27 protein-coding genes are annotated in these 22,132 nt (G+C 34.8%); 23 read left to right on the plus strand and 4 right to left on the minus strand.

Annotated features, from left to right (window positions below; genetic code table 11):
- Positions 1-4: 4 nt before the first annotated feature.
- Positions 5-307, plus strand: coding sequence for a thioredoxin (gene trxA / locus O9307_RS04075; RefSeq protein ID WP_298295603.1), 303 nt, complete (start codon positions 5-7; stop codon positions 305-307).
- On the plus strand, positions 304-498 hold the full coding sequence (locus O9307_RS04080) for a DUF6132 family protein (protein ID WP_298295605.1): 195 nt from the start codon (positions 304-306) through the stop codon (positions 496-498). The genes trxA and O9307_RS04080 overlap by 4 nt, the downstream gene beginning before the upstream one ends.
- A 6-nt stretch (positions 499-504) precedes the next feature.
- Here the strand turns inward: O9307_RS04080 and O9307_RS04085 are convergent, their stop codons facing one another.
- Complete coding sequence (locus tag O9307_RS04085) at positions 505-939, minus strand: response regulator (RefSeq protein WP_298295607.1); 435 nt, start codon at positions 937-939, stop codon at positions 505-507.
- A 216-nt stretch (positions 940-1,155) separates the two neighbouring features.
- Here O9307_RS04085 and O9307_RS04090 point away from each other — a divergent pair, with 216 nt between their 5' ends.
- From O9307_RS04090 to O9307_RS04190, 21 genes are all read left to right on the plus strand, one after another.
- Entirely contained in the window at positions 1,156-1,617 is a 462-nt protein-coding gene (locus O9307_RS04090) for a MarR family transcriptional regulator (RefSeq protein ID WP_298295609.1), read from the plus strand.
- 10 nt (positions 1,618-1,627) lie between these two features.
- Positions 1,628-2,260, plus strand: a complete 633-nt coding sequence (locus tag O9307_RS04095) for an NAD(P)H-dependent oxidoreductase (protein ID WP_298295611.1) — start codon at positions 1,628-1,630, stop codon at positions 2,258-2,260.
- Between the two features lie 38 nt (positions 2,261-2,298).
- Positions 2,299-2,862, plus strand: coding sequence for a YceI family protein (locus tag O9307_RS04100; protein ID WP_298295613.1), 564 nt, complete (start codon positions 2,299-2,301; stop codon positions 2,860-2,862).
- A 236-nt stretch (positions 2,863-3,098) separates the two neighbouring features.
- Entirely contained in the window at positions 3,099-4,379 is a 1,281-nt protein-coding gene (locus O9307_RS04105) for a hypothetical protein (protein WP_298295615.1), read from the plus strand.
- Positions 4,380-4,634: 255 nt separating this feature from the next.
- Positions 4,635-5,924, plus strand: a complete 1,290-nt coding sequence (locus tag O9307_RS04110; protein ID WP_298295617.1) for a hypothetical protein — start codon at positions 4,635-4,637, stop codon at positions 5,922-5,924.
- Positions 5,925-6,313: 389 nt separating this feature from the next.
- Positions 6,314-7,714 carry an anthranilate synthase component I family protein gene (locus tag O9307_RS04115; RefSeq protein WP_298295619.1) on the plus strand — a complete coding sequence of 467 codons (1,401 nt, stop codon included), beginning with the start codon at positions 6,314-6,316 and terminating at the stop codon, positions 7,712-7,714.
- Between the two features lie 19 nt (positions 7,715-7,733).
- Positions 7,734-8,192: a hypothetical protein gene (locus O9307_RS04120; RefSeq protein WP_298295621.1), complete on the plus strand. Its 459-nt coding sequence runs from the start codon at positions 7,734-7,736 to the stop codon at positions 8,190-8,192.
- Between the two features lie 9 nt (positions 8,193-8,201).
- Positions 8,202-8,768 carry an aminodeoxychorismate/anthranilate synthase component II gene (locus tag O9307_RS04125; RefSeq protein ID WP_298295623.1) on the plus strand — a complete coding sequence of 189 codons (567 nt, stop codon included), beginning with the start codon at positions 8,202-8,204 and terminating at the stop codon, positions 8,766-8,768.
- Between the two features lie 87 nt (positions 8,769-8,855).
- Positions 8,856-9,848, plus strand: a complete 993-nt coding sequence (gene trpD, locus O9307_RS04130) for an anthranilate phosphoribosyltransferase (protein WP_298295625.1) — start codon at positions 8,856-8,858, stop codon at positions 9,846-9,848.
- Positions 9,849-9,935: 87 nt separating this feature from the next.
- Complete coding sequence (gene trpC / locus O9307_RS04135) at positions 9,936-10,730, plus strand: indole-3-glycerol phosphate synthase TrpC (protein WP_298295627.1); 795 nt, start codon at positions 9,936-9,938, stop codon at positions 10,728-10,730.
- Between the two features lie 104 nt (positions 10,731-10,834).
- Positions 10,835-11,425: a phosphoribosylanthranilate isomerase gene (locus O9307_RS04140; protein ID WP_298295629.1), complete on the plus strand. Its 591-nt coding sequence runs from the start codon at positions 10,835-10,837 to the stop codon at positions 11,423-11,425.
- A gap of 4 nt (positions 11,426-11,429) precedes the next feature.
- Positions 11,430-12,611 (plus strand): tryptophan synthase subunit beta, encoded by a 1,182-nt coding sequence (gene trpB, locus O9307_RS04145; protein WP_024980933.1) that lies wholly within the window; start codon positions 11,430-11,432, stop codon positions 12,609-12,611.
- Between the two features lie 134 nt (positions 12,612-12,745).
- The gene (locus O9307_RS04150) at positions 12,746-13,066 is read left to right on the plus strand and encodes a gamma-glutamylcyclotransferase family protein (RefSeq protein ID WP_298295632.1); all 321 of its coding nucleotides are present in this window, start codon (positions 12,746-12,748) and stop codon (positions 13,064-13,066) included.
- 323 nt (positions 13,067-13,389) lie between these two features.
- Positions 13,390-14,151 carry a tryptophan synthase subunit alpha gene (gene trpA, locus O9307_RS04155; protein ID WP_298295634.1) on the plus strand — a complete coding sequence of 254 codons (762 nt, stop codon included), beginning with the start codon at positions 13,390-13,392 and terminating at the stop codon, positions 14,149-14,151.
- A 12-nt stretch (positions 14,152-14,163) separates the two neighbouring features.
- Complete coding sequence (locus O9307_RS04160) at positions 14,164-14,616, plus strand: GNAT family N-acetyltransferase (protein WP_298295636.1); 453 nt, start codon at positions 14,164-14,166, stop codon at positions 14,614-14,616.
- Complete coding sequence (locus O9307_RS04165; protein WP_298295638.1) at positions 14,610-14,744, plus strand: hypothetical protein; 135 nt, start codon at positions 14,610-14,612, stop codon at positions 14,742-14,744. Before O9307_RS04160 ends, O9307_RS04165 begins: the two co-directional genes overlap by 7 nt.
- Positions 14,745-15,083, plus strand: a complete 339-nt coding sequence (locus O9307_RS04170; protein WP_298295759.1) for a GyrI-like domain-containing protein — start codon at positions 14,745-14,747, stop codon at positions 15,081-15,083.
- Between the two features lie 98 nt (positions 15,084-15,181).
- Positions 15,182-15,808, plus strand: a complete 627-nt coding sequence (locus O9307_RS04175; RefSeq protein WP_298295640.1) for a TetR family transcriptional regulator — start codon at positions 15,182-15,184, stop codon at positions 15,806-15,808.
- Positions 15,798-17,123, plus strand: a complete 1,326-nt coding sequence (locus O9307_RS04180; protein ID WP_298295642.1) for a TolC family protein — start codon at positions 15,798-15,800, stop codon at positions 17,121-17,123. The genes O9307_RS04175 and O9307_RS04180 overlap by 11 nt, the downstream gene beginning before the upstream one ends.
- 11 nt (positions 17,124-17,134) lie before the next feature.
- Positions 17,135-18,214, plus strand: a complete 1,080-nt coding sequence (locus tag O9307_RS04185; RefSeq protein WP_298295644.1) for an HlyD family secretion protein — start codon at positions 17,135-17,137, stop codon at positions 18,212-18,214.
- A 115-nt stretch (positions 18,215-18,329) separates the two neighbouring features.
- Positions 18,330-19,913, plus strand: a complete 1,584-nt coding sequence (locus tag O9307_RS04190; protein WP_298295646.1) for a DHA2 family efflux MFS transporter permease subunit — start codon at positions 18,330-18,332, stop codon at positions 19,911-19,913.
- A gap of 49 nt (positions 19,914-19,962) precedes the next feature.
- Here the strand turns inward: O9307_RS04190 and O9307_RS04195 are convergent, their stop codons facing one another.
- The 3 genes from O9307_RS04195 to O9307_RS04205 all read right to left on the minus strand — a co-directional run bounded on the left by O9307_RS04195 (position 19,963) and on the right by O9307_RS04205 (position 21,988).
- Positions 19,963-20,421 (minus strand): DUF4440 domain-containing protein, encoded by a 459-nt coding sequence (locus tag O9307_RS04195; RefSeq protein WP_298295647.1) that lies wholly within the window; start codon positions 20,419-20,421, stop codon positions 19,963-19,965.
- 155 nt (positions 20,422-20,576) lie between these two features.
- Positions 20,577-21,083 (minus strand): hypothetical protein, encoded by a 507-nt coding sequence (locus tag O9307_RS04200; RefSeq protein ID WP_298295649.1) that lies wholly within the window; start codon positions 21,081-21,083, stop codon positions 20,577-20,579.
- 179 nt (positions 21,084-21,262) lie between these two features.
- Positions 21,263-21,988 (minus strand): hypothetical protein, encoded by a 726-nt coding sequence (locus O9307_RS04205; RefSeq protein WP_298295651.1) that lies wholly within the window; start codon positions 21,986-21,988, stop codon positions 21,263-21,265.
- Positions 21,989-22,132 lie beyond the last annotated feature (144 nt).

Here is a 22,132-nt window from a genome sequence, read left to right on the forward strand (position 1 = left end):
GACTATGAATGCTTTTCAAGAATTGATACAGAAAGACCAACCTGTTTTGGTTGACTTTTTCGCGACTTGGTGTGGTCCTTGCCAAATGCTCGCTCCTATTCTAAAACAAGTAAAGGAAAGCCTTAGCGAACGTATCACAATTATCAAAATTGATGTGGACAAAAATCAAGCGATTGCGGCTCAGTACCAAGTAAGCGGGGTGCCCACCATGCTTTTGTTTCAAAACGGAAAACAATTGTGGAGACAATCTGGGGTGGTGAGCAAAGATGAATTGGTCAAAATTATCGTAGAAAAAAGCAACTCATGAGTAAACAAGTTATTATTGTAACTGTAATTGGAATCGCTATTGGATTACTCGCAGGATATTGGTATTATGCAGCCATTGGTTGCTCTTCTGGGAGCTGCGCTATTACCTCAAAACCAATCAATAGCACTTTATACGGTGGGTTATTGGGAGGATTAATTGGCAATTTGTTTGAAAAAAAGAATAAGAAATAATTCTCCTTAATCTTTTACATGTAACCATTTTAGGATCATTTGCTCTAAATCGTTTGGTAAAATAGGTTTTGATAAATAGTCATTCATTCCAAATTTTAAACTCTTCTCTCTTTCCCCATCCAAAATTCCTGCTGTTAGTGCAATAATGGGAACATTTTTATACTTTTCTATTTTTCTAATTGCTGTAGTTGTTTCAAAACCATTCATGATTGGCATTTGAAGATCCATTAATATCAAATCAAATAGCGTTTCATTAATACAAACAAGTGCTTCTTCTCCATTTTGAGCTTCTACAATGGTAGCTTTTGGGATAATTTTTTTTATGAGGGTAACTGCTAAAAAACGATTTACAATATTGTCTTCGACAATCAAAACTACCGCTTTTTCTTCTATAGCTTTTTTTTGTTTTCCTGTTTCAATTATTTTTTCCAATGATTTCATTTTCTGTACATTATTTTTCAAAGATAATAGAAAAATTAGAATTCCCTATCTTACATATTTTGTCTTTTTTTTTGTAATTGTTTATTATAGAACGAAATAACTCATATTATTCAGCATCTTATGTTTAAATCTAAATAAAATGTTAAAGTTTAAACATTTGTATATACATATAAAAAAAGTGATACATTTGTATCGACAAATAAAGTAAGTACAAACATGAAAATAGAAGAAATTTTAAAAAGCACTGTTGATTATAACCCGTCAACACGTGTAAATTTGAATATCATGTATACTCAAATTGTTATTTCAGAAAGTTTTAATGAAATACTGAAACCACATGACATATCTAGTGAACAATATAATGTATTGCGTATTCTGAGAGGACAAAAAGGAAAACCTGCTAATATGTGTGTAATTCAAGAGCGCATGTTGGCCAAAACAAGCAACACCACTCGTTTAGTAGATAAATTATTGTTAAAAGATTTGGTAACACGTAATGTTTGTCCTGAAAACAGAAGAAAAATTGAAGTTTTAATTACAGCAAAAGGACTTGCTCTTTTGGAAGAATTAGAACCACAACTTAAAGTACATCAAGAAACATTTGCAAATAATTTAAGTCTAGAAGAATTACAACAATTAAATTACTTATTAGAAAAATATAGAACTAAATCAATATAAATCAATCAATATGAATACATTTTTAGACCATCAAAATTGGAGATACGCAACTAAAAAATTCGACGCTAGCAAAAAAATAAGCACCGAAGATTTGAACACCTTAAAAGAAGCCATTCGTTTGAGCTCTTCTTCTTATGGGTTACAATTATACAAAGTTATAGTTGTTGATAATCCGGAATTAAGAGCCCAGCTACAACCGGCAGCTTGGGGACAAAGTCAAATTACAGAAGCCTCTCACCTATTTGTTTTTGCCAATCAAACTGTTGTTGGTAACGAAGATATTGAGGGGTATTTAAAAAATGCAGAACAAACTAGAAATCTGCCAGAAGGCGCCATGAATGCATACGGAGATTTTATGAAAGGCGGTATACTTACTATGCCAGAAGAGGTAAAAAAAGTTTGGACAGCTAAACAAACTTATTTAGCTTTGGGTAATTTACTTAATGCGGCTGCTGAATTAAAGATTGACACTACTCCGATGGAAGGTTTTGACCCTGCTCAATTTAATGCTATTCTAGGTTTAGATAAACTTAACTTAAATGCAGCAGTTATTGCAGCCGTAGGATACCGTCACGACGAAGACAAAACGCAACATTATGCAAAAGTTAGAAAATCTACTGAAGATTTATTTATTACACTATAATTAACAATTCAAAAATTAATATTAAAACCAATTTACACATGAAAAATTTAAAATCAATTGCATTAGCATTCCTAGCTTTGGTTACAGTAACAGTAACGGCACAAACAAAAAAAATTAACGTAGCTGGAAGCTCTATCGAATGGTTGGGTAAAAAAGTAACTGGCCAACACAATGGAACTGTAAACTTCAAAGATGGTGCTTTAGTTTTCAAAGGAAAAGCTTTAAAAGGAGGTTCTTTTACAGTAGATATGAATTCTTTAACCGCAACTGACTTAAAAGGAGAATACCAAGGAAAATTGAATGGTCACTTAAAGGACGATGATTTTTTTGGTACTGAAAAATTCCCTACAGCTACTTTAGTTTTTAAAAATATTGGAGCAAAAGCCAAAGATGTGTATGCGGTAACTGCAGATTTAACCATCAAAGGGATTACAAAACCTGTTACATTTGATATTACTGTAAAAGGCAATACTGCAACAACAACCTTCAACGTAGATAGAACGAAATATGGTATTGAATATAATTCAAAATCAATCTTTTCTGCTATTGGTGACAAAGCGATCAATGACGAATTTGAGTTGAAAGTGACTTTGAAATTCTAATTTCAGCCCATTATACTTTAAAAGCCTCAATTATGTTGGGGCTTTTTTTTTAAATAAATTCAATGTAAGTCACTTTACCAAATCGTAAAAAAATGATTAAATTCATCAGGAAATACACCTTTTTAATAATATATTCTTAACCTTTTTTAGTTATTATTTTAAAACACTACTACTACATTTGACTTGTTAAATAAGCCGATCTTATCAATAGACTTTATTTTAAACAATCGTAAAAAATGAAAAACAAAGTAGTACTTATTATCTGCACCTTGAGCTTTTTTTCTTTATCGGCTCAACAAGTAAAAGGAATTTATGGCTCTTCAAATTGGATGGACAATTGGACCAATTTTAAACCAAGCACAACAGAATATCATGAAGCTAATGCGATCTTAACCGGAATAATCGACAAAGACACCAAATTAGATAGCAACAGCACCTATCGCTTGGAAGGAACAGTATATGTTATCAATAACGCTACATTAACTATAGAAGCTGGCACCATTATAAGAGGGGACGATATGACTTGTGGTACCCTTGTCATAACAAGAGGTGCCAAAATCATTGCTGAAGGAACAGAAAAAAATCCGATTGTTTTCACATCAAACAAAGCAACATCTGTAAGAAAACCAGGTGATTGGGGCGGAATTTTGTTACTTAGCGACGCCCCCATCAATAAAGCTGGAATCAATGGTCAGTCTTTATTAGACTTTAACTTGGATGCTTCTAAATGTACTTATGGAGGCGCAAATCCAGAGGCTAATTCAGGTATTCTGAAATATGTTCGCATAGAATATGCTGGAAGAAAACTAAATGCTTTAAAAGAGTTAAATGGTTTATCATTGGCTGGTGTAGGTAAGCAAACCACGCTAAATCATATTCAAATAAGCTATTCAAATGACGACTCTTTTGAATGCTATGGTGGAGATGTCAACCTAGATCACTTGATTTCTTATCGTACTACTGATGATGACTTCGATTTTACTCAAGGGGTGCAAGCTACAATCACTAATACTATTGCTATACGTCATCCGTTTTCGTCAGATGCTTCTGGATCAAGATGTTTTGAAGTAGATTCCTATGACAAAATTGAAAATGCTGACCCAAACAAAAAACTTACCACTATCCAAGCAAGCAATATCACACTAGTTAATCTTGAAGAAAACAACCAAGGTTTAGTAAAAGAATCCATTCATCTTAAAGAAAAATGTTATTTCTCTTTAAAAAATAGTGTAGTCTCTGGTTTTGCACCATTTATATTATTGGATGGAAAAATTGGCCTTAACCCAGACAATTTAGCTAAAATTATACTAAAAGACATTGCTGTAAACAACTGCAAAGGGTCTATTGTTAGTGAAGATCAAAGTTTTAACGACAAATTAAAATATTGGCCAGATCCAGCAGCTATGGGAATTGAATTTACAACCACTCCAATTGTAAATTTGTTCAAATCCTCACAAATAAAAAGCAATCCAGATTTTAGAATAAAAGAAACTGCCGTATTAGTAAGTACGAACTAAAAATAACGTTACTTCATCGCTGATTCACTTTTACAAAATAAAAATTATTGGTAAAGAGCTAATTGTACTTCAATTAGCTCTTTTCTATTTTACTGCATTTCTAGCGACTTTTTTATCAATAAAGAAGATAAATATACATCAAAAAACTATTTTTAGTATAAAACTGTTAAGTTTTGGTTATTGTTATATTAATTTATTACTTTAGTTTTTTAGTTAACCAAAAACAAAGTAAAGCCCCACTTTAAAACAATAAAAATGAAACAAAAAATCTTACTTATTATTTGTATTACCTACAGTTTAACTCTTTTTGCGCAAAAAAGTAATGGTATTTATGGAGACTCTAATTGGATGAACAATTGGACTAATTTTAGACCTGCAACAGCAGAATATCCAGAAACCAATGAAGTATTGCCAGACATTATCGACAAAGATACCAAACTAGTAAGTACCAAAACCTACCTTCTAAACAACAGGGTGTATGTGACCAATAATGCTACACTTACAATTGAACCAGGTACTGTAATCAGAGGAGGTGTAGGCGATATCGACTATTGCGGAACCTTAATCGTTACGCAAGGATCCAAACTTATTGCTGAAGGGACAGAAAAAGCACCAATTGTTTTTACTTCTGAAAAAGCAGCTACGGTAAGAAAACCAGGTAATTGGGGTGGAATCATCATCCTAGGTAATGCGCCAGTAAACAAAATTGACAAAGACAACAAGCATGTTTTAACAGATTTCAATCTCGATACTTCAAAAGCTACCTATGGCGGTGATAAACCAGAAGATAATTCTGGAAGCTTAAAGTATGTTCGCATTGAATTTGGTGGAAAAAAAATAAACGGTTCAAAAGAAATCAATGCGCTTATCTTAGCTGGAGTTGGAAAAAAAACAACCTTGAGCCATATTCAAGTTAGTTACTCAAATGGTGATGCTTATCAAATATCAGGTGGAGAAGTGGCAATGAATAACGTAATTTCTTTTAGAAATGATGACGATGATTTTGATTTTTCAGAAGGAACTCAGGCAACACTAAATAATAGTATCGCAATTCGTCACCCTTTTTCTTCTGGTTCAGGGAATTCAAGATGTTTTGAAATTGATTCGTATGACAAGCCAGAAAATGCCGATATGACTAAAAAGCTTACGAATGTAAAAGCGAGTAATATCACTTTTTTAAATATTGAAGAAAACAATCAAGATTTAGTTCGTGAAGCTATTTATTTAAAAGAAAATACTAATCTATCTTTTACTAATAGCTTAGTTTCTGGATTTGCACCTTTTTTATTACTTGGAGAAAAAATAACACTTTCGCCTGAAAACTTTTCCAAAATTGAATTAAAAAACATTACACTTAATCGCTGTAAAGAAAATTTAGTTAGCGAGGAGCAAAGTTTTAATGGAAAACTAAAATATTGGCCAGATCCCGCTACAATGTTTGACATAACCAATACTTTTATTGCTGATTTATTTGGTTCTATAGACTTAAAAAACAATCCTGATTTTAGAAAAAAAGAAAATGCTATTTTAGTCAATAATCGTTAACAAAAAAAACGAATAAAAGGATAACTGTTTGGGATTTAACAAAAAACAATAAAATAATTATTTTATTTTCTTGTTTTACTTTTGATTAATTCAATTTCATTTATATATTTGCTGAACAAAATAAAATACATGAGAACAAAAACAAACAATACTTGGTGGTGGAATACTTTACGTCAAACGTCGTGAACAAAGCTCCTATAGTATTAGTTGAACTATTATAAATAAAAAGGCTTGTCATCACGACAGGCCTTTTTTTTGTTCCCCACCCCAACCCTCGCCAAAGGGAAGGGCAGAAAAGATCAAAAACTTAATAACTAAAAAAATAATTTAAAACCTATTTTACCCCAATAGGTACTCCCCTCCTTCGGAGGGGTTGGGGGAGGAAAAAAATGAAAACATATTTATTAAATACCCATTATAAGCAAATCCTTGCCGACACCATTACTCCCGTTAGTGTTTATTTAAAAATTAGAGATAAATTCCCTAACAGTTTATTATTGGAAAGTAGTGATTATCATGGAAACGATAACAGTTTCTCCTACATTTGCTGCAATCCTATAGCTTCTTTTAAAATAGAAAACGAAATCATCTCTAAGAATTATCCAGATGGAACTTCAGAAACTATTAACATAGATGCTACCACCAAAATTCCTGAGATTATTCAGAACTTTTCGAGTCAATTTCAATCCAAGAAAAATGATTTCAAATTCATAAATAATGGGCTATTTGGCTACATTGCTTATGATGCTGTTCGCTATTTCGAAAAAGTAAGTATTGCCAAAAAAGAAAACAGTAATTCCATTGCAGATGTGTATTATGCGGTGTACCAAAACATAATTGCCATCAATCATTTCAAGAATGAGGCCTATATTTTTTGTCATAGTTTAGATGAAAAAAATAACATCTCCGAAATCGAGCAACTCTTGCAATCCCGAAACATCGCTTCTTATAAATTCTCAAAAGAAGGCGAAGGTTTTTCGAACCTTACAGATGAAGAATTTAAGCACAATGTGGCATTAGCCAAAAAACATTGTTTCCGTGGCGATGTTTTTCAATTGGTTTTATCACGACGTTTTACACAAGGTTTCAAAGGAGATGAATTTAATGTGTATCGTGCTTTGCGAAGCATTAACCCTTCCCCCTATTTATTCTTTTTTGACTATGGTGATTTCAAATTATTTGGTTCTTCTCCCGAAGCTCAAATTATTGTAAAAAACAGAAAAGCCGAAATTCACCCTATCGCCGGAACCTTTAAACGAACAGGTGATGATGAAAAAGATGCTGTTTTGGCCAAAGCTCTTTCTGAAGATAAAAAAGAGAATAGCGAACATGTGATGCTCGTAGATTTAGCCAGAAATGATTTAAGTCGCAACGGACATGACGTTCAAGTAGAAAAATACCGTGAGGTGCAATTTTTCTCCCATGTTATCCATTTAGTTTCCAAAGTTACGGGGTATTTACACGAAAAAGCCTTGACCTTACAAGTGGTCGCAGACACCTTCCCTGCAGGAACGTTGAGTGGCGCTCCAAAACATAGAGCGATGCAATTGATTGAAGAGTATGAAAAAACCAATCGTGCTTTTTATGGAGGTGCCATAGGTTTTATGGATTTTGAAGGCAATTTTAATCATGCCATTATGATTCGAACGTTCTTGAGCAAAAACCATCAATTGCATTCACAAGCAGGTGCTGGAATCGTAGCCAGCTCTGATGAAGAAAGCGAAATGCAAGAAGTCTATAATAAACTAAGAGCCTTAAATACGGCATTGGATTTGGCAGAGACGATTTAAACACGATAAAATTAAAAATATGAAAACAACAATCAGTTGCTTACTAATGATTGTCCTTTTTACAGCCTGTAATCTAGCTGAAAAACGAGAGGATTCTAAGAAAAATAATAACATCGAAGGCACTTGGCGACTCATATCAGCAGTTAAAATTATAAAAGACAGTACTTTTTCAACCTTCAATCCCAAAACGAAGATGATAAAAATAATTAATGGCACCCATTTTTCTTTCTTCAACCATGATTTGAATAATGGAAAAGACAGTGCAGCCGTCTATTTTGCTGGAGGAGGAAAGTATACTTTAAAAGATAGCCTTTACACTGAAAATCTAGAATACTTTTCACTTAGAGAATGGGAAAATAACAAATTTGATTTTGTAGTAAAAGTTCAAAATGACACTTTAACACAAAAAGGAATCGAAAAAATTGAAAAACTTGGTGTAGACCAAATCATAATCGAAAAATACGTTCGAGAAAAATAATCAAACAATATGAAAAAAATACTAGTCATAGACAATTACGATAGCTTCACCTACAACTTAGTGCACTATTTAGAAGATTTAGATTGTGAAGTAACGGTGTACCGAAATGATGAATTTGATTTAGATGAAATCGCTCATTTCGACAAAATTTTATTATCACCAGGACCCGGTATTCCTGACGAAGCAGGCTTGCTCAAAGCAGTCATTCAAAAATACGGCCCCACCAAAAGCATTTTTGGAGTATGCCTTGGTCAACAAGCCATTGGAGAAGTCTACGGAGGTACTTTGTCCAATTTAGACAAAGTGTACCACGGAGTAGCTACAACGGTAAAAACGATTGTAAATGACGAACTCCTTTTTGACGGATTAGAACCAACATTCGAAGTGGGGCGCTACCATTCTTGGGTGGTCGATGCGAATGTCCCGGATGTTTTAGAAATCACATCCATAGACGAAAATGGTCAAGTCATGTCTTTGCGCCACAAAACCTTTGATGTTCGTGGCGTACAATTCCACCCCGAAAGTGTATTGACCCCTGACGGAAAAAAAATGTTAGAGAATTGGGTGAAAAATTAGTGCTCAGTTTTCAGTATTAAGTAAACAGTCCTTTTTGAAAACAAAACTAAGAATCTTAGTTATTTACAAACTTAGTATTTCATAAAAATGAAAAACATATTAAACAGACTCATCAATCACGAAATGCTTTCGAAAGAAGAAGCAAAAAATGTATTGATAAACATATCCAACGGAAGTTATAACCCTAGCCAAATTGCCTCTTTTTTGACCGTTTATATGATGCGTAGTATTAGCATAGACGAGTTAGCTGGTTTCAGAGAAGCATTACTGGATTTGTGTATCAAAGTAGATTTATCCGCCTATAATGCCATTGATTTATGTGGTACAGGTGGCGATGGAAAAGACACCTTTAACATCTCCACTTTGGCTTCATTTGTAGCAGCAGGAGCAGGAATAAAAGTAGCCAAACACGGTAATTACGGAGTGTCTTCTATTTCTGGCTCCAGTAATGTACTCGAAATAATGGGAGTACAATTTAGTAACGACGCTTCTTTTTTAGAAAAATGTATTGACCAAGCAGGTATCTGTGTCTTGCACGCACCACTTTTTCACCCAGCGATGAAAAATGTAGGTCCTATACGAAAAGAATTGGCAGTAAAAACCTTTTTCAATATGTTGGGTCCAATGGTCAATCCTTCCTTTCCCAAAAATCAATTGGTAGGGGTTTTTAATTTGGAATTGGCGAGAATGTATGGCTATTTGTATCAAAACACCGAGGTGAATTTTACTATCCTGCATACACTCGATGGTTACGATGAAATTTCATTGACGTGTCCAACCAAAACAATTACCAAAACAATGGAAGGTATGTTGCATCCGAATGATTTTGGTGTGTCCCTTTTATCTCAAAACGAAATCGAGGGTGGAAAAACCATCGAAGAATCAGCAACTATGTTCCTTACTATTCTTTCAGGAAAAGGAACAGAAGCCCAAAACAATGTGGTTTGTGCCAATGCTGCTATGGCCATTGCAACCGTTACCCATTGCACTCCCTTAGAAGGATTTCAAATAGCGAAAGAAAGTTTGCTATCTGGCAAAGGCTTGGTAGCTTTGAACAAAGTAAAAGAGTTAAGTAACTAAAAATAGTTTAAAAGTTTAAGGTTTAAAGTGGTTGAAATAGTGCACAACTTTAAACATTAAACAAAGAAAACTTTAAACAAAAAATTAATGAACATACTAGATAAAATCATCATCGATAAAAAAAGAGAAGTCCTTCTCAAGAAATCCATCATTCCTGTTTCGCAATTGGAAGCTTCTGTGTTTTTTGAAAAACAAACCATTTCGCTTAGCCAAAAATTAAAAGAAAGTCCTTCTGGAATTATTGCCGAACACAAACGTCGTTCGCCTTCTAAATCCATTATCAATAATAATTTCACGGTTGAAGAAGTCGTAAAAGGTTATGAAAATGCTGGTGCTTGCGGAATTTCGGTACTAACAGATGGTAAATATTTTGGGGGTTCGCTAGACGACTTGCTTTTGGCTAGAGCCTCGGTAACTATTCCTTTATTACGAAAAGAATTCATTTTAGACGAATACCAAATCCTAGAAGCCAAAGCCCAAGGAGCCGATTTAATCCTACTCATCGCTGCGGTTTTAACTCGTGAAGAAATCCAATCTTTATCTGAATTTGCTAAAAGTTTAGGGCTTGAAGTGCTGCTTGAAGTGCATAATTTAGAAGAATTAGAAAAATCAATAATGCCCACTCTGGATATGATTGGAGTGAACAACCGCAACCTCAAAACCTTTGAAGTGAGTTTGGATTTTAGCAAAGAGCTTGCCTCCAAAATCCCAAATGATTTTGTCAAAGTATCCGAAAGTGGCATTTCGACTATTGAAGCGATTCAAGAATTAAAACCTTATGGATACCAAGGCTTCTTGATTGGAGAAAACTTTATGAAAACAGATAATGCAGGTCAAGCTGCCACAAAATTTATTGAAGAGCTATTAGCAATTGGCAATTAGCTTTTAGCTAACTATTAACAACTCCATATTTCCAAACCATTAACTGCTAATGGCTAAAAGCCAAAAGCTAAAAGCTAAAAACAATGAAACTTAAAATCTGCGGTATGAAATACCCTGACAATATACTCGAAGTAGCAGCGCTCCTACCCGATTATATGGGCTTTATCTTTTGGGAAAAGTCAGCACGGTATTTTGAAGGACCTATGCCTGAGTTACCCAAATCTATCAAAAAAGTGGGGGTTTTTGTCAACGAAAAAAGTGATAGCATACTAGACAAAGTAACCCAATACGATTTACAAGCAGTACAGTTGCACGGACAAGAATCGGTAGCTTTTTGTTTGGAATTAAAAAATAAATTAGGGACTAGTGTAACAATCATCAAAGTATTCTCAGCAGATGAAACCTTTGATTTTAGCGTATTGAAACCCTATGAGCCAGTTTGCGATTTCTTTCTTTTTGACACCAAAGGCAAATTACCCGGAGGTAACGGAACCACTTTTGACTGGAGAATTTTACAAAACTATCCTTCCTCAAAACCATTTTTCCTTAGCGGAGGCATCGGAATTGACGAAATAGTAGCAGTAAACGAAATTTTGAACACCCATTTACCTCTTTACGCCATAGACGTAAATAGTAAATTTGAAATAGAACCTGGATTAAAAAACATCTCTCTTTTGGGGAAAATAAAAAAATAAAAAAATGTCATACAACGTAAACGAAAAAGGCTATTATGGTCAGTTTGGAGGAGCTTACATTCCTGAAATGTTATATCCTAATGTAGAAGAATTGCGCCAACACTATTTGGACATTACCGCTACACCCGATTTTAAAGAAGAATTCAACCAACTATTAAAAGATTATGTGGGGCGTCCTAGTCCATTGTATTTTGCAAAGCGATTGTCTGAAAAATACAATACCAAAGTTTACTTAAAAAGAGAAGACCTAAACCATACCGGAGCACACAAAATCAACAACACGATTGGACAAATTTTAGTCGCCAAAAAATTAGGCAAAAAACGCATCATTGCCGAAACAGGTGCGGGACAACACGGTGTGGCCACCGCTACCGTTTGCGCCTTAATGGGATTAGAATGCATAGTGTATATGGGCGAAATCGACATTGCTCGTCAAGCGCCAAACGTGGCTCGAATGAAAATGTTGGGCGCAACCGTTCGTCCAGCGTTATCTGGCTCTCGCACCCTCAAAGACGCTACTAACGAAGCCATCCGCGATTGGATTAACAATCCCGTAGACACGCATTACATCATCGGTTCCGCCATTGGACCACACCCTTATCCTGATATGGTAACCCGTTTTCAGAGTGTTATTTCTGAGGAAATCAAATGGCAATTAAACGAAAAAGAAGGTCGCGAAAATCCAGACTATGTCGTAGCTTGTATTGGTGGCGGAAGTAATGCTGCTGGGACATTTTACCATTTCTTAGACCAAGAAGAAGTCGGTATTATTGCCGTTGAAGCCGCAGGAAAAGGCGTAGATTCAGGGCATAGTGCCGCCACGAGTAAACTAGGAAAAATGGGAATCATTCACGGTTGTAAAACCCTATTGATGCAAACCCCAGATGGACAAATTACGGAGCCCTACTCTATTTCGGCTGGACTAGACTATCCGGGTGTAGGGCCTATGCACGCGCATTTGGCGGAATCCGGTCGTGCCGAATTCTATTCCGTAACCGATGATGATGCGATGGAGTTTGGACTCGAATTGTGCAAATTAGAAGGCATCATTCCCGCCATCGAAACCTCGCACGCCTTGGCTATTTTCAAACAAAAACAGTTCAAACCCTCAGATATTGTCGTGATTAGCCTTTCAGGACGAGGAGATAAAGATTTAAATACGTATATTGACTACTTTAAATTGTAGTAGGGCGTTACCACAAGGGTCGGGCTGTACGCTATATCTCTAGGGGCGAACCCCGCCCCTAGAGGATGCCGCTCCCATCCCTAACGCAAACCCTGCAACACCACAAATGAAGTAGTCATTAACACCAAAGCACTATGCAAAAATTATTTACATACGGAACATTACAGCATCCTGAGGTGCAAGAAGATCTTTTTGGTAGAACACTCAAGGGAACCCCAGAAACGCTTTTGGGCTATCGTGTCAGAGAAATCCAAATTGAAGAAGAATTTGGTTTAATCAACTATCCCATCATCGTTGAAACCGAAAATCCTGAAGATACCATTCAGGGTATTGTGTATGACGTGACAACCAATGATCTTCAGCAAGCAGATCGCTACGAAGGAAAGCATTATAAACGTGTCGAAGTAATTTTGCAAACCAACCAAAAAGCTTGGGCTTATAGTTTGGTGGTGTAGACATAAAAACCGCAAATTCGCAAATTTTTATTCATAGAGTAAAAACAATAATATTAGAATTTGCGCCTAATACAATTTTTTAAACTTTAAAAAAAACAACCAAAGATTTGTGAATTTTATTTCATCAAGTAAAAAAAACAATTTGCGGTAAACACAAATTTAACTTTTAAGTATTACCATAAATTTCTGAATCTTTATTCAACAAATGAAGAAAAATAATTTGCGAATCTGTGGTAATAACAATTTTGAACTTAACTAAAATGTCTCATTTACAATAGATTTGAGACCAAAAAAAATAGAATTTTAGACAGAAAGAATAAACTATGAACCGAATCAATCAAAAATTACAAGAAAATAAAAAAATATTGTCCATCTATTTTTCAGCGGCCTATCCTAACTTAAACGATACCGTTCAAGTCATTCAAGATTTAGAAAAAAATGGCGTCGATATGATCGAAATCGGATTGCCTTTTAGCGATCCTTTGGCCGATGGCCCAACTATTCAAGCGAGCTCCACTCAAGCCTTGCACAACGGAATGACCACTCAAGTATTGTTTGAACAATTAAAAGACATTCGAAAAACAGTCAACATTCCTTTAGTGATTATGGGATACTTTAATCCGATGTTACAGTATGGTGTGGAAAAGTTCTGTGCTACGTGCGCCGAAATAGGAATCGATGGATTGATTATTCCTGATTTACCTGTAGATGTATATGCTGACGAATACAAAGCTATTTTCGAAAAATACGGTTTAAAAAACATCTTTTTAATCACGCCGCAAACTTCTGACGAACGCATCCATTTTATAGACAGCGTTTCGGATGGTTTTATTTATATGGTAAGTTCGGCAAGTGTAACAGGTTCGAGTGCAGGATTTGGAAACACACAAGAAGCGTATTTCCAACGCATCGCTCAAATGAATTTGAAAAATCCTCAAGTTATCGGCTTCGGAATCAACAATGCCGAAACTTTCCAACAAGCTACTCAATTTGCCAAAGGAGCCATTATTGGAAGTGCCTTTATCACCTATTTAAAGGAAAATGGAACTAGCAACATCAAAACATTCGTGGAATCCATTCGATAACTAGTCATCAAAATGCTACTAAAAAGAACCACATCCAACAATCCTGATTTTCAAAAGCTAGTCCTACTGCTGGATCAATTTCTGCGATCTAAAGACGATGAAGATCACGATTTTTATGCCCAATACAATAAAACAGATCATATTAAGCACGTGGTCGTAGTTTACCATGAAAATGAGGCCATCGGTTGTGGCGCTTTTAAAGCATTTGACGAAAACAGTTTTGAAATCAAGAGAATGTTTGTAGTAGCATCTTTCCGAGGCAAACAAGTAGCACATCATATTATAGCAGAACTTGAGCAATGGGCCAACGAACTGCAATACAACAGTTATGTACTCGAAACCGGCACTAACAATCCTGTAGCCATTGCATTATATCAAAAACTAGGGTATAAAATCATCCCTAATTATCCTCCTTATGAAGGCGTAGCTACAAGTGTGTGTCTAAAAAAAGAAAAGCAATGCTAAAGCCAACTCTTGTTACTTTACCAGAAACCCAATTAGTGGTTAAAAAAAGAAGCATGTCGTTAATCGACAATCAAACTCAAGCACTTTGGCAAAGTTTTATGCCAAGACGAGAACTCATTACCAACTGAATAGGCAACGATTATTATTCGGTTCAAAACTACAATCCGGATTATTTTGAACATTTTAATCCTTCCAAGACTTTCGAAAAATGGGCAACTGTAGCGGTGAATGCTTTTGAAAATATCCCCGAAGATATGGAGCCCTTTACCCTACCCACCGGGCTTTATGCCTTTTTTGAACACAAAGGAATGGACACAGCAATTTTTCATCAAATTTTTATGGAGTGGCTACCCAAGGCTTCGTATATTTTGGATCATCGTCCTCATTTTGAACTACTGGGCGAAAAATACAAAAATGGAGACCCTAACTCGGAAGAACAAATATGGATTCCGATTCGCCAACAATGATTCATTTCTATTATTTTGTTAATACTATGTTAAATAAAAACTAAACAATTGTTTAATTTAAACAGTTGTTTAATTTTGTTTAACAAAAAATCAAGGTGTTGAAAACCGAATTTACCGAAAAACAAATCCAGATCCTTGAAGTTGCAGAAACTCTTTTTGCTGAAAAAGGATTTGACGGCACTTCCATTAGGGATATTTCTAAAGTAGCAAAAATCAATGTTGCTATGATATCCTATTACTTTGGATCGAAAGAGCGATTACTACAGTCGCTGATTGTTTATCGAACAACAGATATCAAAACCCAACTCGAACATTTACTAGAAGAAGACCTTGAACCCATTGAAAAGGTAAATAAATTGATTGAAATTTATATTAATCGCATCAATAACAACAAGGGAATCTATCGCATTTTACATTTTGAACTCTCTTCAAAAAAAAGAGAACAAAATTTACAGGCATTTACAGAGTTCAGAAAAGGCAATCTCAAATATTTAGAATCCATCATTGAAGAAGGCCAACGTAAAGGTGTATTTAGAAAAGATATCATTATCCCATTAATAACACCAACGATTTTAGGTACCTTTTTTCATTTCCATATGAATAAAACCTACTTCGAAAATCTATTGAACTTGTCTACGGAGACTTTATATAACAATTACATCAAGACCAACTTGACAAAGCACATTCAACAAACAATTAAAGCCCTTTTGATTTATGAAAATTAGCCCACTATTTGTCTTTGGGATTTTGTGTTGGGGAACTTCGACGGTAAGCGCTCAAGAAAAAACACATCTTAAGCTAGAAGATGCTGTACAATTGGCTTGGACCAAGAGTAACGAAATATCCCTTGCTACTTCAAAAGTAGCTACCAAAAAATACGAGCTACAAGCCAGTAAAAACAATCAATATCCTGATTTAAAACTCTCAGGTCAATACCAGCACCTAACTAGTGCCAAAATTGATATGAAATCCAGTTCAGGTGGAAGCGGACTTGCAGCTGGTCCTGTGGATCGTTTACTATTAGGACAGGCTACTATAAGTCTTCCCATTTTTGCAGGATTCAAAATTCAAAACAACATCGATTTACACGATTATTTATACTTGGCAGAAACAGCAAACTCGGTTCAATCTAAGGAAGAAATTGCGCTAAAAGTCGTTAACCATTATGCCAGCTTGTACAAAGCGCAAAAGACGATCGAAATCCTAAAGGAAAATCAAAAACGTGCCAAACAACGTGTAGTTGATTTTATCGATTTAGAAAAAAACGGCATTATTCCTCGCAATGATTTATTGAAATCACAATTGCAAGTGTCCAAAATACAATTAGCCATAGACGAAGCAACCAATAATTTGAACATTGTAAACTTCTATTTGGTCAATCTTTTGAAATTGAATGCCAATACTCAAATTGAAATTAAAGAAAGTGATTTTGTAAATTTTCAAATGAACAATGTCCCTTCAGATGAGACGCCAGCTTTAGAAAACAGAAAAGATTTAGAAGCGCTACGTTTTCAAGGAAAAGCCAGCCAATATAATGTAAGGATTTCTAGAAGTGCTTACTTCCCTTCTATTACAATTTTAGGCGGATACACAGCATTAAATTTGCACAACGTAGTCACAGTCCAAAATGCGATGAACATCGGGGTTGGAATTTCATATGATTTAACCAGCTTACTCAAAAATGATGTATTGGTAAAAGTAGCCGAAAGCAAAGCCTTAGAGGTTCAAAATACCGAAGCAATCTTAACGGATTACATCAAAGTGCAGGTACAAAAAGCTATTGAAGAGTATCAATTGGCCATCAAACAAGACATAGTATATGCCGAAGCTGTAGATCAAGCTTCTGAAAACTACCGAATCGTAAAAGATAAATACGATAATGGACTCTCTAACACCAATGATTTACTGGAAGCAGATGTAGACCAACTAACTGCCAAAATCAACAAAGCCTTAGGAAAAGCCAATATCATTCAAAAATATTACGAATTACTATCCGTAACCGGCCAATTAACCCAAACCTTCAACCCATCAAAAATATAAGTACCAGTACCATGGAAAAGAAAAAAACAAATATAAAGTTCCTAATTATCTCCCTGTCTTTGCTTGTATTAGGCAGTATTTATGGTATTTACAAATACAACCATGCATTATCACATGAGGAAACAGACGATGCTCAAATAGAGAAAAACATGACACCTATTATTCCCAGAGTAGCAGGTTATATCAGTAAAGTATATGTAAAAGATAATGATTTTGTAAAAAAAGGTGATACTTTGTTTACGATAGACAAAAAAGATTTTGAAGTAAAAATTGAAGAGGCCAAAGCGGCATTGATAGGTGCTGAAGGAGGTTTTGAAGTAGCCAAAGCGGATATTGGAAGTGCTTTAGCAAGTATTTCAGTTTCTGAAGCTAATGTACTTTCTGCAGGTGGCAACATCGAATCGGCAAAAATTAGACTAGGAAGAGTCACTAGTGATTTTGCTCGTTATGAAAACTTATACAAGAATCATACAATTACCAAACAACAATACGAACAAGCATTGGCTACCAAACAAGAAGCTGAAAGTCAATTGAGAGTATTACAACAACAACAGCGCGCCAGTTCTTTTCAAAAATCGGTGATTGAAGCCAAATCAAAAGTTTCAGACAAACAAACTGAAGTAGCAGCTGCCAATATCAAAAGAGCACAAGCCGTTTTAGATGCTGCCAAACTTAATTTAACTTATACCGTAGTTACTGCTGCCATCGATGGGCAAGTATCTAAAATAGACATTCAACCAGGACAATTGGTTCAAGCTGGGCAATCCTTGTTTTATATAATAAATAATGATGAAGCGTGGGTTGTAGCGAATTTCAAAGAAACACAATTGAACAAAATGGTGATTGGTCAAAAAGTAACGATGAAAGTTGACGCTTATCCTGACTATGAATTTGTAGGGCTAATTACTTCATTTTCTCCTGCAACAGGTTCTAGATTCTCTTTGTTACCTCCGGATAATGCTACTGGAAACTTTGTAAAAACCATTCAACGTTTGCCTGTGAAAATTAGTTTAGATAAAACCAATGATGCTAATAAAATCAAACTTTTGCGTCCTGGCATGAATGTCGAAGTTGATGTCCATTTGAAATAAATAGCTGTTAGCAGGCAGACTATTAAGGACTTTTCGCCACGCACTATTCACTAAGGACTATTCACTAATTACTAAGGACTAAGAACTATTCACTAGGGACTAATCACTAAAAAAAATGGTACAATCAGAAGCTGACGATTTAATAGAATATGGTTTTAGAAGAGTAATTATTACGATTACTTGTGTCCTTTGCGCTATGCTTGAAGTGGTAGATACCACGATTGTCAATGTAGCACTGAATAACATGCGTGGTAGTTTGGGAGCAACGCTTACAGATGTAGCTTGGGTAATTACAGCCTATGCCATTGCCAATGTTATTATCATACCGATGACAAGTTGGTTGTCGCAACAATTTGGTCGACGCAATTATTTTGCGGTATCTATTATCATCTTTACCGTTTCCTCCTTTTTGTGTGGAAATGCAACCAATATATGGGAATTGGTGGCTTTTCGTTTCATACAAGGACTCGGTGGCGGAGCACTACTAGTTACTGCACAAACCATTGTGACCGAAAGTTACCCTTTGGCCAAACGAGGTATGGCACAGGCTATTTACGGGATGGGTGTTATTGTTGGGCCAACCCTAGGTCCGCCTTTGGGAGGGTATATTGTGGACCGTTTTTCATGGCCGTATATCTTCTATATCAATATTCCGATTGGGATCATCGCTACATTACTGACGCTTTCGTTTATCAAAAGTCCAAAATACGGCGCAAAATTAAAAGCCAACCAAGTCGATTGGTGGGGCATTGTGTTCCTAACTGCATTTATTGGATCGCTTCAATTTGTGTTGGAACACGGACAACAAGACGATTGGTTCAATAATTCGGTAATCGTGACGTTGAGCATTGTTTCGTTCTTTGGTTTGTTGTTTTTCATTTGGCGAGAACTCACTTACGAACACCCGATTGTAAATCTACGAGTGCTGAAAGATTCTAATTTACGCATTGGTACCGTTATGTGTTTTATCCTTGGTTTTGGATTGTATGGCTCTACGTTCATTATTCCCATTTACACTCAATCCATTTTGGGATGGAGTGCCACAGATGCCGGATTATTACTGATTCCGAGTTCGATTACTACTGGAGTGATGATGCCTTTTATTGGCAAAATGATTCAAAAAGGAGTGCCACAAGCGTATTTAGTTGCTGCGGGATTTTTTATCTTTTTTGTTTTTACGTATTGGATGCATTTGGTGATTACACCTGATTCGGGTGTCGAGCATATGTACTGGCCTTTAATCTTGCGAGGAATAGGTTTAGGACTGTTGTTTGTGCCTATCACAACGCTTTCTCTCTCTACGCTTTCCGGCAAACATATCGGCGAAGGAGCGGCCTTTACTGGAATGATGCGTCAATTGGGAGGTTCATTTGGAATCGCTATCATCACTACTTATATCGCTAGAATCAATCAAGAACATCGGGTAAATTTGATTGGTTATCTCGACAACACCTCTTTTGAAGTTCAACAAAGAGTTCATCAATTACAAATGGGATTTATGTCTAAAGGCTATGCCATGAATGAAGCCTTGTCTAAAGCATATAAAACCCTCGAAATGATGGTAACACAACAAGCCGCGGTACTTACTTTTTCGGATATATTTTTGTATTTGGGGTATTTGTTCTTGTTTTGTATTCCTTTCATTCTTTTGGTCAAAAAAGGAAAAAGCAACATCAATCCCGCCGATGCAATGCATTAACGAAAAAGCCGATTTCTAGTACTGAAATCGGCTTTTTGGTTGTATCTATTTATTCACTTTTTACTCTAGTGGAGTGCAGCATATCAAACTTCCAACCTTTGTCGGTTAAAATGGCTGTGGCGCTTTCTAGCCAATGTACTTTTCGAATGATTTTATCGTCAATGGAAATGGTTGCGTAGTTGTGATAAGCCACCCAAGCGGTTTTGTTATTGACTTTGACATCAATGATTTCAATTTTGTTTACTCGTTTTGGAATGGGTAATTTGAGTTTGCCTTTATTCAAATACTTCGCAATGGTATCGTTATTCCAGACTTCGCCGTGTTCCAAAAGCAAGAAATCTTTGGTATAAAATTTCTCAATGTTTTTAGCTTCTAGTTTTGACCAAATTTCGTCAAACGATTCTTGTACCAAATTTTGAAACTGTTTTTTGTGGGCTTCAATGGAACCTTGAGCGATTGCTATTGTAGTGAAAAATAGCATTAAAAGTAGGGTGGTATATTTTTTCATTATTGTTGAGATTATAGTATTGCGTTTATTTGTACTGGGTTTGGAACTAAATTATATCTTGTTTCCTGATTTGCCAAATCTAGCAAATACAAAACCAACTTTCTATTAGTCCAATTGTCGAAATGCGTTGTAGTAACTTTTATTTGCTGATTTAATCAATACTTTAAATTTGTATTCTTAGAAATGAAATCAATTGCAAGTTTTACTTTTTCAGCTTTTGTCAACAACAATATCTTTTTTTTATTAAGCTGTTTTTCATCAATCATAACTATTGAAAAACAAGTTTCTGAATGGTTTAAATCTGGTTCCCAATGATGAAAATCTATACTAGCATTTGAATAAGCATAGTTTGTTGAACGTTTTCCACTTGACAAAATAAGTTGTTTAAAATTTGAGGTTTCAATAAGCTTTTTCCACAATACAAAACCGAATAAAAAAACAGCTTCGTAAAGTTTTTCATTGTAGATTATCAAACCTTTCTTAAGGAATAAAATTGCAATGAAAATTACAATCAAAAAGAACAAAATCCATTCAATAATGTAATAAGATTCATCATCAACTGAGTTAAGCATGCCAAAAAACACCATTAAAGTTATAAAAGTCAAAATAATCAAATTTTGAAACTGTTTAAAATCCAAACATTTTTCTAATACTATTTCCATTTTTAATCCGAGTTTTGGAAACTAGCAACTATTTTTTTTTTTTTCCATAATAGTCGGTTAGAGAGTAAATTAAAATCTTTTTTTCGGTAATTACTAAACTACCAAACACAAAAACAATTGCCCATTAAATCAATAGCCAAAATCGTTTGTAGCGTGTTTTATAAACAGTGTTTTTTTTTTCAATAATATTCAATTTTGTATTTATACTTCTCATAACTTTCGTAACGAAAATTTAAATTATTTTCATCAATTATTTTTTGTATTTCCGAATGAACTATGTTAATCGTTTTATCATTTCCACTTCCCATAATTTGGTAGGTATAACCTTTTTTTGAATACTTATAGTTTTCAATAATTGGTTTTTTGAATTGATTACTGAAACTTATTCGTTTGATAATTCTATTCTTTTTATCAAAATAAGTTGTGTCCGTTAAAACAGTAGAGTTTTCATAATCTGGAAATTTGACAGGAAAAAACTCCCAAGAATTCGTTTTAGAAATTGCAATGCCTTTTTTCATTTTGATTTCTCGAATAAAACGAATTAAAGAATCAGACTCATATTTAGTTTGGGTTTCGATTCCTGTTTTTGGGTCATATTTATAATTTGAAAATGAACGGATTATACAAGTATCTTTTGAAACAAATTCTTCACAGTCATATTCAAAAACTCTTTTTCCGTTCTTATATTCAACAAGGTGATTAATATTTCTATATGTTTTTAAAATATCATCAAATTCTCCAAAAATTACTTCTTTTATCAAGTTTCCTGAATTATCAAATGTGGTTTTGCGTACTTTTATTAAACTATCTTTTTCGCTTTTAAATTCAATTATTGTTTTGATTTTTTGACCAAAACTTAATAAACTAAAGAGAAATATCGATAGATAGGTTGTTTTTTTTAGCATTGTGCATAATTTGAACATAGGTCTGACTGTAGCCTAACTTTTTCTTCTCCCAAATATATCCTTTTCCTTACAAAAAACATAAAAATTTTCTGAAATATTCTTTACTGTTTTTCCTTTAACTCTCGTGATTGCCCGCGTGAGGGA

Origin of the sequence: Flavobacterium sp., assembly GCF_027531905.1 — a bacterium.
Lineage (GTDB): Bacteria > Bacteroidota > Bacteroidia > Flavobacteriales > Flavobacteriaceae > Flavobacterium.